The 13,439-nt window shown below is 47.0% G+C and carries 11 protein-coding genes; 7 read left to right on the top strand and 4 right to left on the bottom strand.

Annotated features, from left to right (window positions below):
• Nucleotides 1-79: 79 nt before the first annotated feature.
• Both NGM44_RS02265 and NGM44_RS02260 read left to right on the top strand, forming a co-directional pair.
• The gene (locus NGM44_RS02265) at nucleotides 80-1,432 is read left to right on the top strand and encodes a 3-deoxy-D-manno-octulosonic acid transferase (RefSeq protein WP_253224058.1); all 1,353 of its coding nucleotides are present in this window, start codon (nucleotides 80-82) and stop codon (nucleotides 1,430-1,432) included.
• 15 nt (nucleotides 1,433-1,447) lie between these two features.
• Nucleotides 1,448-2,179 (top strand): 16S rRNA (uracil(1498)-N(3))-methyltransferase, encoded by a 732-nt coding sequence (locus NGM44_RS02260; protein WP_253224057.1) that lies wholly within the window; start codon nucleotides 1,448-1,450, stop codon nucleotides 2,177-2,179.
• Between the two features lie 55 nt (nucleotides 2,180-2,234).
• Here the strand turns inward: NGM44_RS02260 and NGM44_RS02255 are convergent, their stop codons facing one another.
• Together NGM44_RS02255 and NGM44_RS02250 are read right to left on the bottom strand one after the other, a co-directional pair.
• On the bottom strand, nucleotides 2,235-3,122 hold the full coding sequence (locus NGM44_RS02255) for a DMT family transporter (RefSeq protein WP_253224056.1): 888 nt from the start codon (nucleotides 3,120-3,122) through the stop codon (nucleotides 2,235-2,237).
• The gene (locus NGM44_RS02250; protein WP_253224055.1) at nucleotides 3,119-3,910 is read right to left on the bottom strand and encodes a methyltransferase domain-containing protein; all 792 of its coding nucleotides are present in this window, start codon (nucleotides 3,908-3,910) and stop codon (nucleotides 3,119-3,121) included. Before NGM44_RS02250 ends, NGM44_RS02255 begins: the two co-directional genes overlap by 4 nt.
• 190 nt (nucleotides 3,911-4,100) lie before the next feature.
• Between NGM44_RS02250 and NGM44_RS02245 the strand changes: the two genes are divergently transcribed.
• The 3 genes from NGM44_RS02245 to NGM44_RS02235 all read left to right on the top strand — a co-directional run bounded on the left by NGM44_RS02245 (nucleotide 4,101) and on the right by NGM44_RS02235 (nucleotide 7,568).
• Nucleotides 4,101-5,198, top strand: a complete 1,098-nt coding sequence (locus tag NGM44_RS02245) for a hypothetical protein (protein ID WP_253224054.1) — start codon at nucleotides 4,101-4,103, stop codon at nucleotides 5,196-5,198.
• A 207-nt stretch (nucleotides 5,199-5,405) separates the two neighbouring features.
• Nucleotides 5,406-6,464, top strand: a complete 1,059-nt coding sequence (locus NGM44_RS02240) for an ABC transporter substrate-binding protein (RefSeq protein ID WP_253224053.1) — start codon at nucleotides 5,406-5,408, stop codon at nucleotides 6,462-6,464.
• Between the two features lie 99 nt (nucleotides 6,465-6,563).
• Nucleotides 6,564-7,568 carry an ABC transporter substrate-binding protein gene (locus NGM44_RS02235; RefSeq protein WP_253224052.1) on the top strand — a complete coding sequence of 335 codons (1,005 nt, stop codon included), beginning with the start codon at nucleotides 6,564-6,566 and terminating at the stop codon, nucleotides 7,566-7,568.
• Nucleotides 7,569-7,710: 142 nt separating this feature from the next.
• Here the strand turns inward: NGM44_RS02235 and NGM44_RS02230 are convergent, their stop codons facing one another.
• Together NGM44_RS02230 and NGM44_RS02225 are read right to left on the bottom strand one after the other, a co-directional pair.
• A complete protein-coding gene (locus NGM44_RS02230; protein WP_253224051.1) occupies nucleotides 7,711-9,165 on the bottom strand; it encodes an NAD(P)H-hydrate dehydratase in 1,455 nt (484 codons plus the stop codon).
• A 38-nt stretch (nucleotides 9,166-9,203) separates the two neighbouring features.
• A complete protein-coding gene (locus NGM44_RS02225; protein ID WP_253224050.1) occupies nucleotides 9,204-9,902 on the bottom strand; it encodes a tRNA-(ms[2]io[6]A)-hydroxylase in 699 nt (232 codons plus the stop codon).
• Between the two features lie 636 nt (nucleotides 9,903-10,538).
• On the opposite strand from NGM44_RS02225, the gene NGM44_RS02220 reads away from it, so the two are divergent.
• Nucleotides 10,539-11,627, top strand: a complete 1,089-nt coding sequence (locus NGM44_RS02220; protein ID WP_253224049.1) for a porin — start codon at nucleotides 10,539-10,541, stop codon at nucleotides 11,625-11,627.
• Between the two features lie 424 nt (nucleotides 11,628-12,051).
• Nucleotides 12,052-13,110, top strand: a complete 1,059-nt coding sequence (locus tag NGM44_RS02215; protein WP_253224048.1) for a porin — start codon at nucleotides 12,052-12,054, stop codon at nucleotides 13,108-13,110.
• The last annotated feature ends 329 nt before the right edge of the window (nucleotides 13,111-13,439 follow it).

The raw sequence follows: 13,439 nt of genomic DNA, 5'->3' as shown, positions 1-13,439 counted from the left end.
GTTTAACGCCTGTCTTTTTTATCGCCATAAAAAGGCAAAAATGGTAAAATAGGGCAAATTTTTATACAATCCATCATCCATGACAGCCACTCGTCCGCCTTTATATTACCGCCTTGCCACGCGCCTGCTTGCACCGATTTATCGGCAACTGGTGATCAAAAAATCCAAACACCGCCCGACGCTCAAGCGTGAACTTGCCGAACGATTTGGTGAGCAGTATTCGGCTGTGCCAACGGGCGATCGCGGCGTGATTTGGTGTCATGCGGTGTCATTGGGTGAGCTGAACACGGCGTATTCACTGCTGTGTAAGCTGCTTGAAGCAGGCTTTGGGCTGTGGATTAGCAGTACCACGCAGACAGGCTTTGAGCGAGCAGCGAAATTATTCGCTGATCAGATCGTGGCAGGGCAAGTGGCGCATAGCTTTGTGCCAGTGGATACAACCGCGGTGGTCACAAGATTCTTGGATCATGTGCGTCCGTGTGCGGTGCTGTTCATTGAGACTGAGCTGTGGGCGAATACCTTATATGCTTGTAAAAGTCGTGGCATCCCAAGCCTGATGATCAATGCGCGCCTGAGTGATAAATCCTATCAAGGCTATGCCAAAATCCGCGCGGTCAGCCAAAGTATGATGGCAAATTTGGATAAAATCATCGCCCAAGATGTGGTATATGCCAAGCGATTTGGTGAGCTTGGCGCAAGCGATGATCAGCTTATAGTGATGGCATCGCTCAAATGGGCAAGTACAGCACAATTAACCGATGTCCAAGAACAGCTTGCCACTGACATCACTGCACAAATCCATCACGCAGGCAGGCGTGCGGTGTGGGTAATGGCAAGCACGCACGATGGTGAAGAGTCGCTTGCGCTGGATGCACATCGACTTGTCATTGATAAATTACAACAATTATCCAAAGACAAAGCCAATCCGCTATTAATTCTTGTGCCGCGCCATCCTGAACGATTTGATGTGGTTGCTGATTTGTGCAAGCAATCGGGGCTAATCACCGCTAGGCGCTCAGCACAACAAGCGATTAGCGCAGATACGCAAGTCTATTTGGCAGACAGCATGGGTGAGCTGCTTGTGTGGTACAAGATAGCCGATTATGCGGTGGTGGGCGGTTCATTTGTGCCTGTCGGTGGGCACAATCCGATCGAAGCCATCAGCCTTGGCACGCCTGTGATTATGGGTAGCTTTGATGATAATTGTAAAGAATTGGTAAAAGATCTAAAAAAAGTCGGCGCACTGGCACAGATTTCAGCCGATGGCGATAATCTTGCCGAAGCGCTCTCTGAAGGCATCACGCAAGCCTATGTCTATCACTGGTCGGGCGAGCAAGGGGTGAAATTGGTCGCAAAAAAGCAGCAAACCGTCACTGAGCAATTTCAGATGATTTTATCGGTGATTGATCGCGCTCATGACAAGAAAATGTGATAAGGAAAGTGTGGCATGAATGTGATTTTATTTCCATCATCTGCTTGGGTGAGTTCTGAGAAATCATCTGGCAATCAAGTAGTTATCACAGATTCTTCGGTGATTCGACATATTCAAATTGTGCTGGGTGCAGGCGTCGGTGATACGCTGAAAGTCGGTGAAATCGGCGGTCAGCTTGGTGTGGCAAAGATTGTAGATATGTGTGATGATGGGGTGGTCTTGGCAGAAGTGCGCCTAGATACACCGCCACCGCCGAAGCTTGATTTGACGCTGATTTTGGCTTTACCGCGTCCAAAGGTGCTGCGCCGCTTGATGATGGATATGACAGCAATGGGGGTGAATCATATCATTTTGCTAAACAGTGTACGCACGGATAAATCATACTGGGGTTCGCCACTGCTTGCACGCATGGATGAATATTTGCTCGAAGGCTTGCAGCAGGGTGTGGATACTGTACTGCCAAAAGTGACGATTGCCAAGCGGTTCAAGCCCTTTGTGCAGGATGAGCTGCCAAGTATCATCGGTGAGAATACCGCCATCGTCGCCCATCCGTATGCGGATGCCAGCTTTGGGCAGGCGTGCCAAGATGGACTGCCCAAGGTGCTGATCGTAGGTGCTGAAGGGGGATTTGTGCCTTATGAGATTGAGCTTTTGGCAAGTGTTGGTGTGCGCGCAGCCAGTCTCGGCAGTCGTATCCTGCGTACCGAAAGCGCGGTCAATGCCTTGCTTGGGCGGTGGCTTGATTGAATAAAAATGGGTTTGGTAAAATCGGATACCAAACCCATTTTGTCTGACGATGGTTTTATTTTCGCCCAAGTGCATTTGCCAGTGTCGCGCCAATAATCAGCACTACGCCAATCAGCTGCATCATCGACAGCGGCTGATGTAATAAAAACACCGCCAAAATAATCGCCGTCAAAGGCTCAACGATGGTAAAGACCGATGCGGTGGTCGCAGGCAGCTTTTGTAGTGCACTCATATATAATAAAAATGGCGCAATCGTCCCAACCAAACTTAAACCCAATACCAGCCCCCATGTCTGCACAGGCAGTGTCAGTACGGTTTGATAAGTGGTAAAGGTCTGTGGCAAAAACAGCAAAGCTAGGCTACTGAACGCCACCGAGCTAAAAAACACCATCTGTGCTGAGTGATTAAAGCCCATCGCTTTTTTGCCCAAGATACCATACAAAGAATAGCACAAGCCTGATAATAAGCCGACCGCGACACCGGCATTGATGGTGAATTTATCACCTGCCATCAGGCATGCGACGCCGATCACCGCGATGATGGCAAGCAGGGCGGATTTGGCAGTGATGCGCTCACCGAGAATGACGCGCGCAAGTACAAGGCTGAACACAGGTGCGGTATAAAGTAGTGCCACCGCCATACTCACACCCACTTGACCGACAGCATAAAAATAGCACAAAGTCATGCCAAGCACACCGATCAGTGACTGGATAATTAGACCAAGCCACTGCTTAGCGGGCATGGCGGCAAAGGTGGTGAACAGCTTGGGCAATAGCACCAAGACTATCATGCCTGCAGTCACGATTCTTAAGGTGGTGATCTGAAAGCTTGTTAAGCCAAGATCACCCAATTGTGTAGAAAAAATACCCAATGTCCCCCAGCAGATGCCTGCTAAGATGACCTGTAGTGAGCCGATAAGTAGGGTGGATTGTTCTGTCTTCATTTCACCGCCATCATATGCAGATAACGACCCATCAGGCGAAACGGCATCATCCGTGAGTAGCGCAGTTCCATCGCCACGACATCATCAGGATTGTTCAGCCCGCCGCGCTTAAGCGGTGCATAATCAGAAAATACGCGAATACCTGAGCGGATATTGATGGTATAACCATGCTCAGACAACCAAGTTTCTACTGTCTCAGGCGCAACAGGGTGATTGGGTGTCAGACTCTTATCATCGGCAGGTCGCGGGGTGTCAAGCTGATAAAAATTCCCCATCACAAGATTGCGATAGATAAGGCTTGCAGGGTTATAAAAACACAGCGACAGCGCGCCATCGGTCGCCAAATATTGATCAAAAAATGCCATAATTTCGCTTGGCTCACCCAGCCATTCAAGCAAGGCATGGCAAAGGATTAAGTCAAATTTCTCATCACCAAGATACTGCGGCAGTGCCTGATACGGACAAGTGATCAATCGCACTTTATCACCTACGCCAAGCGCATCGGCAGACTGTTTTGCCATAGCAAGCATATTGGCGGAAATGTCATTGATGGTGACATGATGATCGGTAGCTAAGCTTAGACTGATTTGGGCAAGTCCTGCACCGACATCTAGGATTTTTAGGGGGCGATGGTGCTTTTGTTGTAAGTCTGCGATGGTTTGGCTGATGTCATTTTCAAGCACCGCTAAGCGAATGCGACCTTTTAGTCCGCCATAGACTTTTTTGGCAAAATGTTCAGCAATGGGGTCAAAATTACGATCGGTAGCGGCAGTGGTGGCGTTTGTCATGTTAAAGTTTGTAAAAATTAAACGGATAAGTGTATCAAACGGTGGTCAAGGCACTGCGAATGCGGATAACTGTGCTATAATGCCTTATTTTCACCAAATATCGACATTATAGCACAATTGCGATTGAGAATTGATGCTTATCATAGATGGTTTGGTGGTGATTGATTTGACAAAGAGATAAGAGCAACTTATGAAGCATACCCCTTTAAAACTGATGAGCCTTTCTGCGGTGGCGCTGTTGGCATTGGCAGGATGTAGTAAGGAAAACTCTGAGCCTGAGATGCCTGTGGCTGAGCCTGTGGTGACGCAGATCACGGCAGTTTGTGATGATTTCAGTCTTAAAAATCGCTTAACAGATGCGGTACAAGCCAATCTGCTTGACGCATCGCTTTCTCGTTTGTCAGGTCTATCAGAGCTGCAGATGCAGGACATGGAAGCTAAGATTCGTAATCAGCTTGCGACGGTGAGTTTCGATGCTCAAAGCGTTGCCAACACTGATACAGGCTGTATCGCAGATATCTATATCACGCCATCAGCGCAGTCATTGGCAGCAGCGCAGAACCTGCTTGCTGATTCTGGCATTGACCTTGTGAATGAACTGCGCTCAGCAGGCGGTGATCTGGTCGCAGGTCGTATCGTTGCCAAGGGTGTGACTTATAATATCGTGGATAATAAAGCGGTGCTTGATAATCCAGAGCATCCGCTGTTTGTTGCGGTGGCGGATTTGATGGTGACAGCGGCAGGCTCGAGCGCTAATACTGTCGGTCTTGCTGATGTAGCGACCGCTGCTGCCACAGGCGCTGCCATCACCGCGCCGACAGTGGCTGTGCGCCCACAAGTGATTGACCGTACAACTTCAAGCCCTGTCACGACCGACACCACAGCCAACGCACCTGTTCGCAGCAGCACCAGTGCGACGACAAGCACAAGCGCACCAAAAACAGAGCGCACCGAAGTGAAAAAATCACAGCCTGCACCGCGCCCACAAGCCAAAGCAGAGAACAAAACCGCTGCCAAACCAGTGACAAAAACTGAAAACAAATCAACAGCCAAACCGGCTGCTAAGCCTGCACCAGCACCTGCCAAGACAGACACCAGAGCAGCAACCAAGCCAAGCGATGATGGTGTGACGCGTACCATCACTAAGGCTGAACCAAAAGCTGAGCCTAAACCACAACCAAAAGCAGAGCCGAAGTCTGATCCGAAGCCTGAACCAAAACCACAGCCAAAGACGGACGCTAAGCCAAGCAGTGAGATCACTGTCGTTGAGACTAATGACACTTATTAATATATCTTATTAATATAGCTTATTGATGGCAATTGCGTGATGATTGCTTAAGTCTGCATTGATAGAACCAATCCCCGAAGTGATTCAGCTTTGGGGATTTTTATCGGTTGCTGTTGTGTTGCTTTTTTAAAATTTATGTTACAATCAGAATGCTTTACAGCTTTTTAAAATCCATACAATCAACTTTTTTAGAATTTGGAGAAACTCATGAATCTAGCTCGTAATAAATTTGCTCAAGTGATGCCAGCGATGGTTGGCATGGCAGTTTTGGTTGCTTGTGGTCAGCCTGCTAACAAATCTGCCGAACCTACCGCCAAAGAAACCACCCAACAAACCGCTGACAAACCCGCTAAAACTGTGGCAATTACTGCCATCGTTGAGCATCCATCACTGGATGATATCCGCTTAGGCGTGATCGATGGCTTGGCAAGCTTGGGCTATAAAGATGGTCAAAATTTGACCGTGAATTTCCAATCTGCCCAAGGCAACATGGCGACCGCAGGACAAATCGCCAAACAATTTGCCGCAGATAATCCTGATGCTATCGTTGGCATCACCACACCGACCGCCCAAAGCCTTGCCGCTGCCACGACCAGCATTCCACTGATTTATACCGCCGTCTCCGACCCTGTCGCTGCCAAATTGATCGATGAAAATAACAAAGGCACGCAAGAGAACATCACGGGTCTATCAAGTCAGCTTCCACTTGAGCCACAGATTGAATTATTCCAAAAAGTCAAACCAGATGCCAAGCGTATCGGCTTTGTATATAGCCCAGGTGAAGCCAACTCTGTTGTGGTCAAAGAAAATCTTGCCAAGCTGTTGCCAAATTATGGCATGACCTTGGTTGAAGTCCCAGCTAACCGCTCAAGCGATGTCGGCGATGCCACGCGTTCATTGGCAGGCAAAGTGGATTTGCTATACACATCATTGGATAATGGCGTCGCATCTGCGATGGAAGCGATGGTACAAGCTGCCAACGAAATCAAAGTGCCTGTGATCACATCGGATGAGTTTTCGGTGCGTCGTGGTGCGACCGCTGCTTTGGGCGTGAGTGATTATGACTTTGGCTTGACCACCGCCAAATTGGTCGCACAGGTCTTAGATGGTAAAAAACCAAGCGAAATCACTCCAGAAGTGATGAATACTTTGACGCTGTTTATCAGTCCAAAACACGCTGCCGAGCAAGGCGTGACTGTGGATTTGACCACCTTAGGCGACAGCATCAATGTCGATACCACGCCACCACGCCAGCCACAGAAATAAGCTTGGGCTTAGGCTAATTTGGCATTAAAATACTATTTATCTATACTTATAAAATTTGCTAAAATTTCGCAAATTTTCAGCTGTATTTGTGAGTTTATTATGAAAACCAATTTTCTAAAAAAAGTCCTATGGGCAAGCGTTGCGACGCTAGCACTGAGTGCGTGTGGCGGTGAAAAAGCCCTGGAGCAAGCCGCTGCATCGGGTGCTACCGACACCAAAACCCTTGCCATCACCGCCATCGTAGAGCATCCAGCACTGGACGCGGCGCGCCTAGGTGTGATCGAAGCACTGGCAGCAGAAGGCTATAAAGAGGGCGAGAATCTGACGGTGAATTTCCAATCAGCGCAGGGCAATATGGGTACGGCAGGGCAGATTGCTAAGCAGTTTGTTTCGGATAATCCAGATGCGGTACTGGCGATCGCGACACCGTCAGCGCAGGCTTTGGCGGCAGCGACCACTGAGCTACCGATCGTCTTTTCGGCGGTGACTGATCCTGTAGAAGCCAAGCTTGTGGCAAGCCTAGAAAAATCAGGCAATAATGTCACAGGCGCGTCGGATGTGCTGCCATTTGAGCCGCAGATTGAGCTGATTCGCGAGCTTGTACCAAGCGTGAAAAATGTCGGCTTTGTGTATAATCCAGGTGAAGTGAACTCAACCGTCGTGCTAAAAGCCTTAAAAGAAAAATTAGCACCACTTGGCATTAATGTCGTCGAAGCCACCGCGTCAAAATCAACCGACATCACCCAAGCGGCAAACAGCTTAGTCGGTAAAGTCGATGTCTTCTACACTTCTACGGATAACTTGGTGGTCAATGCTTATGAAAGCATCTATCAAGTCGCCAAAGATAACAAAATCCCATTGATCGCATCAAACACCGAAGCGGTCGAGCGTGGTGCGGTTGCGGCATTGGGCGTGAACTATACCGATTTGGGTAAGGAATCAGGCAAAATCATCGCGCGCATCTTTAAAGGTGAAAAGCCTGCGGATATTCCTGTATTTATCCCACAAAAGCTGGATTTGGTCGTGAATAAAAAACACGCAGCTGAACAAGGCATTGAGCTACCTGCAGCGGTGCTTGAGCGTGCTACTACGGTGCAAGAATAAGCTTTTTGTTCATGATAAAAAATCCCAAGTGTGCGCTTGGGATTTTTTATTGGGTGAAGACTGATTGAAAATTCATAAAATTTTTGGGTGTGATTTTGGTTTACAATGAATGAATTTAACGGTGATATGAATAAATTCACGCTCAAACTGCACATCTCTTCAATATCCTTGCTGCTGTTTTACCTATTTCATTGACATCGACTGCGATATGATTACCGCTTAGCAAATCACCACAATGCGCGTGCAAAGCAACAATCTGTGAGATTGGCGTATCAGGCGCTTGCGCCAAAATACCCGCCATCATGCCTGCCAGTACATCACCCATGCCAGCTGTTGCCATTGCTGCATTGCCAAGTGTGCAAATGCGGATTGTGCCTGTATGATCGATGGTGAGTGAGTTCGCACCTTTTAATAGCCATTGACCGCCAAATTTATCACGCAGAGCGCGAATGGCAGCGATGCGATCAACTTCAACTTCATCAGCATGAATGTCAAGTAGGCGCGCAGCTTCGGCATGATGCGGTGTGCCGATGATGTGATCGGGCAGGCGATACGCTTGATATTGCGCCAAGTGCCACAAGCCATCAGCGTCTAGCACCGTCGGAATGCCATATTCCACCAATGCAAGCAGCCAAGTATCAAAACAGCGAGCCGACCAGTCATCACGCCCAAACCCCATGCCGATACACGCTGCCGACATTTGCGACAGTCGATAGGTTTCGGACAGTTCGATGTCGCCAAGCATAAGATTCGGCAGGCGTGCGATGATGGCAGGGTGATTGGCTTCGTGCGTCATTACCGTGACGCGACCTGCACCCACACGGATGGCAGCTTCAGCGCTCATGATGGCAGCGCCACCCATAGTCGATGAGCCGCCGATGACCATCACCGAGCCAAAATCCCCCTTATGCTGATGGCTGCCGCGTCCTGCGCGCGTGGGCAGTGTCGGCAGGGTGTTATCAATCGTGGCGGTGCTGATCAGTTCACTATCTGTCGGAATGAGTGGTAGGCAGATGATTTCACCAACATGGCTTTTGGCGTGCCCCATCAGCAGCCCAGCTTTATAAGCCATCAAGCACAGCGTCAAATCAGCACTCATGCAAATCGGCAGCGGCATCCCTGTGTCAGGATGCAGTCCTGTGGGAATGTCGATGGCGATTTTTTGTCCAGTTGCGGCATTATACGCACGGACGATATCGATCATCGCATCAGTGAGTGGACGATCTAGGCCATTACCAAAGATGGCATCGATATGCACATCGGCAGCGCAGGGCGTATCGGTGATATGAATGCCGTGATCGACAGCCGCTTGATACGCGCGCTTGGCATCTGCGCTTGATGGCGGCGCGGTCTGGTACACTTGCACGCGATATACATCCGCCAGATATGCCGCCAATAGATAGCCATCACCGCCATTATTGCCGCTGCCGCACCAGATGCACAGCGTGGCAGCAGGTGATAGGCGGGTTTTTAGGACATTTGCCATGACAAGGGCGGCTTGCTGCATCAGCCCAAAGCTTGAGTTGTCAGCGGCGAACCAACGGCTCTCCCATGCCTTGACAGCGTGGGCGGTATAGACAGGGATGGGGTGATGCATGGCGATAAGTCCTGTGAATCTATTTTATGTACTCTGTTTTATACTAACAAACTCTCAAGCAGCGCATCACTCGGCACGCCGCTATGAAAGCGCAGCATATCATCAGGCGTCTCAATCAGCTCTTTTTCTACTTGTTTAAAAAACGCCACACGCTCATCGATGCTCTCATCAGTAATCGACTGCGCAAGATTCAGATAGTCTTCATAATGTCGCGATTCAGATTTTAGCAGATATTTATAATAACGCGCCAATTTCTCATCATCGATCACATCTGCCAGAGCCGAGAACCGCTCACACGAACGCGCTTCGATGAACGCGCCGATGATCAGTACATCGACCATTGCAGCAGGTTCATGCGTGCGCTTGTGCTTAAGTAGCCCCTTGGCATAGCGACCTGCAGGCAGATAATGCCATACGATGCCGCGCTCTTTCATCAGTGATAGCACTTGTTCATAGTGTAGCATTTCTTCACGCACCAGCTGCGCGAGTCGCTCTTGAAGCTGACGATGAAATTCATAGCGAAAGATCAGATTCATCGCTGTGCCAGCGGCCTTTTTCTCGCAGTTGGCGTGGTCTTGGAGTAGTAGCGGCAGCTGTAGTTTGGCGACTTTTAGCCAAGTGTCTGATGTGCGACAGCCCAAGAATTCATAAATATGGCTAATATCAGTCTTCGCTCGAGCACGCGTGGTGATGTTCTCAAGTTTATCATCATCGTGAATATCGGTCGGGTGAGTCATTATGATTCCAAAGAGTCAGTTATTTCAAAGTATCGGTCAAATATCGTTTTAATTATAGCACATCACGCGTGCTTGTCGCAGGCTTTGTTGGGTTGTTTATTTTAGGCAATGAGTCATTGTCATGTATTTACAATTAGCAATATTATAGAAACATAAATGCCGAAAATTTATCTAAATTTAATTCATAAAATTTAAAATTTGTCAAACTTTTTGTATTGTAAAATTGCATTCATCACAGAATTTAAGCGAATATCAGTGCCAAAAATCAGCAAAAATGGACGATTTTTACACAAATCTTACTCCAGTTACAAAAAATATTTGTCAATATAATATCAATAACTTATTGAAAATCAACATAAAATTTTATTTCCTTAAATTTTTTAAGGATTTTTCGCAAAAAAATGTTGCAATTTTCCCAAAACTTGCTATCTTATAAATCACAAAGTGCATACTAAATATTCAAAAATAAATATTAGCGTAGCATTTTGTGATAATTATTAAAATAATATGTCTGTATGTAAAAATAAAAATAGACAGAATAATAACAAAAAGCGATGCCATCTTCTCGTTTCTTTGACTGGCTGTATAATAACCATAAAAACTAAGTTGGCATCATGTGCACTCATGGAGACGCTCATGAAAAAACTGTTGCTCACCACCGCCATCCTTGCGCTATCTACCGCAGCCGCTCATGCCACACCGACTGTCTATGGTCGCATCTCATTATCGCTAGATACTATCCATGCCGATGAGAGGGTACATCCTGATGCGCCAGATGAATACCATGTCAAAAGCGCGCGCACCAAGTTGAATTCAACCACAGGTCGTATCGGTGTCAAAGGTACAGAAGACATCAGCGATGATTTGAGTGTGTTTTATCAGCTAGAGTATGGCGTGACCCCTGATTCAGGCAGTAGTACACAGTTTAACTCGCGTGATACTTTCTTAGGTGTCAAGCACAAAAAATACGGCGCATTGACCTTTGGCCGCATGACCACACCTGACATCATGCTTGAGCCATATGCCAATATGGTATCGATGGCGGTCGATGGCGGTGATAATATCTTGGCAGCGGTCGATCGTGCGCGTCTAAACAATGTCGTGCAATATACTTCACCGACTGTCAATGGTGTCACAGGCTATCTATACTATACTTTGGATGAGAATAATGTCCAAGACTGGCCACTTCGTAACAACTTATATTCAGCCACGGTAAAATATGAGCCAACAGGCAAGCCATACCGCGTGGGTGCATCATATACAGAAGCGCCAAATCAGTTCAAGGCACTGCGTCTAGCTGCCAACTATAAAGTAACGCCAAAAACTTCAGTTGGCGCAATCTACCAAAATACCGATTTTGGCTATCTGTGGGGCAAGGATGATGCGGTACAATCACGACGCATCACTAAGGTGTCGAATGCCAGCGACGAGCATTCATACACTGTCAGCGTATTACATCAGACTGACACTCCTTGGCGTCTGTTCACCCAGTATGACTATGTCGATCATGCCGGTGGCTGCGAAGATGCAATGAAAGAGCGTTTGGTCGTCGGTGGCAAATACTACTTTAATAAAAGCACCATTGGTCATGTCTATGCATCGTACAAAAAAGACGAAACCGTGGCAAGCCAAACCCTATGGAACCAAGATTTCGTCAGTGTCGCTGCCAACAGCAGCCATGACAAACGCTATGGCGTCGGCGTTGGTTTACAATACTTCTTCTAAACTGATCGATTGGCTATAAAAAACCGCACTGGTTTCACCCAAAGTTTCCGCAAGCTTTGGGTGTTTTTGGCTAAAAGTCAGCCGATCATTGGTAAAAGTTGATGAATAAAAAGCAAGAGAAGCAATAGGAGAATAATTTTATTTTCAAAATCAATGCAGTAAAAATAATTTATCGATGAATATGCAAATTATGAGAAATTTTGATGAATTTTTTTTGGTTTTAAGTATTGCAAAATATTACAAACTTGCTATGCTATGTGCAAGGTTTTAAAAATATATTGTCTGTTTTCTATCTTGCGTGTAACTATGCGTAAAGATCGGTCGATGGATGATGTGTTTTGCCGACATGGATGGGTGTCATACCGATCCAATGGAAAAAGTGCGACTCACCATCTTGAGTCCGATCACACACAAGGAGAACAATGTGAAAAAATTAGTTTTGGCAACTGCCATCGTCGCCGCATCGATCACTGCAGCGCACGCCGCACCGACTGTTTATGGTAAAGTGTTTTTGACACTGGATACGGTCGATGCTGATCTTGACAGACTGAGCGCTGATCGCAAAACTGTTGAACGCACAGACTCTAGCACGCGTACCAAGCTGAACTCAACCACAGGCCGTATCGGTGTCAAAGGCTCGGAGCCATTGACCGCGAACACTGATGTTGTCTATCAGCTAGAATACGGCGTGCGCGTCGATGACAATGCAAGCACCACAGGTCATATCGTACCGCGTGATACTTTCATTGGCCTTGCGAACAAGCAATACGGTACAGTATTGGCAGGTCGCCAAACTTCGGTAAACAACGGCATTAACTTCGCTGATGTCTCAGCAGGCGCGGTCGATGGTGGCGATAATCTATTGTCAGCGCTGGATAAGCCACGCGTGAACAATGCCTTTACTTATTTCTCACCAAGCTACAACGGTCTATCATTTCAAGGTATGTACGCGCTGGATGAGAATGATGACAATGACAAGGTGTTTGACGGCTACTATGAAGCAGCGATCGCTTATAAGCCTGCAGAAGCGCCATTCCGTGCAGGTATTGGCTGGATGCAAGCATCTGACCGCATCAAAGCACTGCGAGTTTCAGGCGATTATAAGTTCACACCAAAAACCACATTGGGCGTACTATACCAAAACACCAAATTGGGTGAAGGTTTCGGTGGTGATGAGAAAGAAAACTCATATACCGCAAGCCTAAGATACCAAACCGAAACACCGTGGCTTGTCTATGGTCAGGTGGACTATGTGGACAATGCAGGTGGCTTTAAAGATGGTGAGCGTCAGCGCTATATCGTCGGTGGCAAATATGCCTTCAATAAAGCAGCCACAGGTCATGTCTATGCATCATATCGCGATGAAGATCGCGTCGCAGGTCAGACTGCCTTTGTTGGTGCAGGCAAGCAAAACCTTGGCGCAGCTGGCAACGCGAAATATGAAGCATTTGGCGTTGGTGCAGGTATCGATTTCAAATTCTAATCGGTACATCGACACACAAGCACCCCAAAGTCATTTTGGGGTGTTTTTTAATGAAATTAAATCACTGTGTTTATGATAAACAAAGTAACTGTATGTCATAAAACAGTAACATAAAAGTAGAAAATATGACATTTCAATGAACACTTGTCAGCCAAATGTCAAGTTTTTGCGCTCAATAAGTTGTAACAAAAATTGTAAAATTGCTCAAATTTGCCAGCATTTTGCCCAAAAAATACCCAAAAATTTGTCTAATCATACCTAAGTTGTGGAAAATTTACAAAAAATTTTATGATTTTTTATCCAAATAAATCACAATAAATCAATAAGTT

Source organism: Moraxella sp. FZFQ2102, assembly GCF_024137865.1.
Taxonomy (GTDB): domain Bacteria; phylum Pseudomonadota; class Gammaproteobacteria; order Pseudomonadales; family Moraxellaceae; genus Moraxella.
Note: the sequence above shows the minus strand (reverse complement) of the source record. Positions and strands in the feature narration are given on the sequence as shown.

What these genes read in the sequence shown, in the direction of transcription:
- NGM44_RS02265 (WP_253224058.1), top strand. Translation starts at nt 80, where the DNA reads ATGACAGCCACTCGTCCGCCTTTATATTACCGCCTTGCCACGCGCCTG.
- NGM44_RS02260 (WP_253224057.1), top strand. Translation starts at nt 1,448, where the DNA reads ATGAATGTGATTTTATTTCCATCATCTGCTTGGGTGAGTTCTGAGAAA.
- NGM44_RS02255 (WP_253224056.1), bottom strand. Translation starts at nt 3,122, where the DNA reads ATGAAGACAGAACAATCCACCCTACTTATCGGCTCACTACAGGTCATC.
- NGM44_RS02250 (WP_253224055.1), bottom strand. Translation starts at nt 3,910, where the DNA reads ATGACAAACGCCACCACTGCCGCTACCGATCGTAATTTTGACCCCATT.
- NGM44_RS02245 (WP_253224054.1), top strand. Translation starts at nt 4,101, where the DNA reads ATGAAGCATACCCCTTTAAAACTGATGAGCCTTTCTGCGGTGGCGCTG.
- NGM44_RS02240 (WP_253224053.1), top strand. Translation starts at nt 5,406, where the DNA reads ATGAATCTAGCTCGTAATAAATTTGCTCAAGTGATGCCAGCGATGGTT.
- NGM44_RS02235 (WP_253224052.1), top strand. Translation starts at nt 6,564, where the DNA reads ATGAAAACCAATTTTCTAAAAAAAGTCCTATGGGCAAGCGTTGCGACG.
- NGM44_RS02230 (WP_253224051.1), bottom strand. Translation starts at nt 9,165, where the DNA reads ATGCATCACCCCATCCCTGTCTATACCGCCCACGCTGTCAAGGCATGG.
- NGM44_RS02225 (WP_253224050.1), bottom strand. Translation starts at nt 9,902, where the DNA reads ATGACTCACCCGACCGATATTCACGATGATGATAAACTTGAGAACATC.
- NGM44_RS02220 (WP_253224049.1), top strand. Translation starts at nt 10,539, where the DNA reads ATGAAAAAACTGTTGCTCACCACCGCCATCCTTGCGCTATCTACCGCA.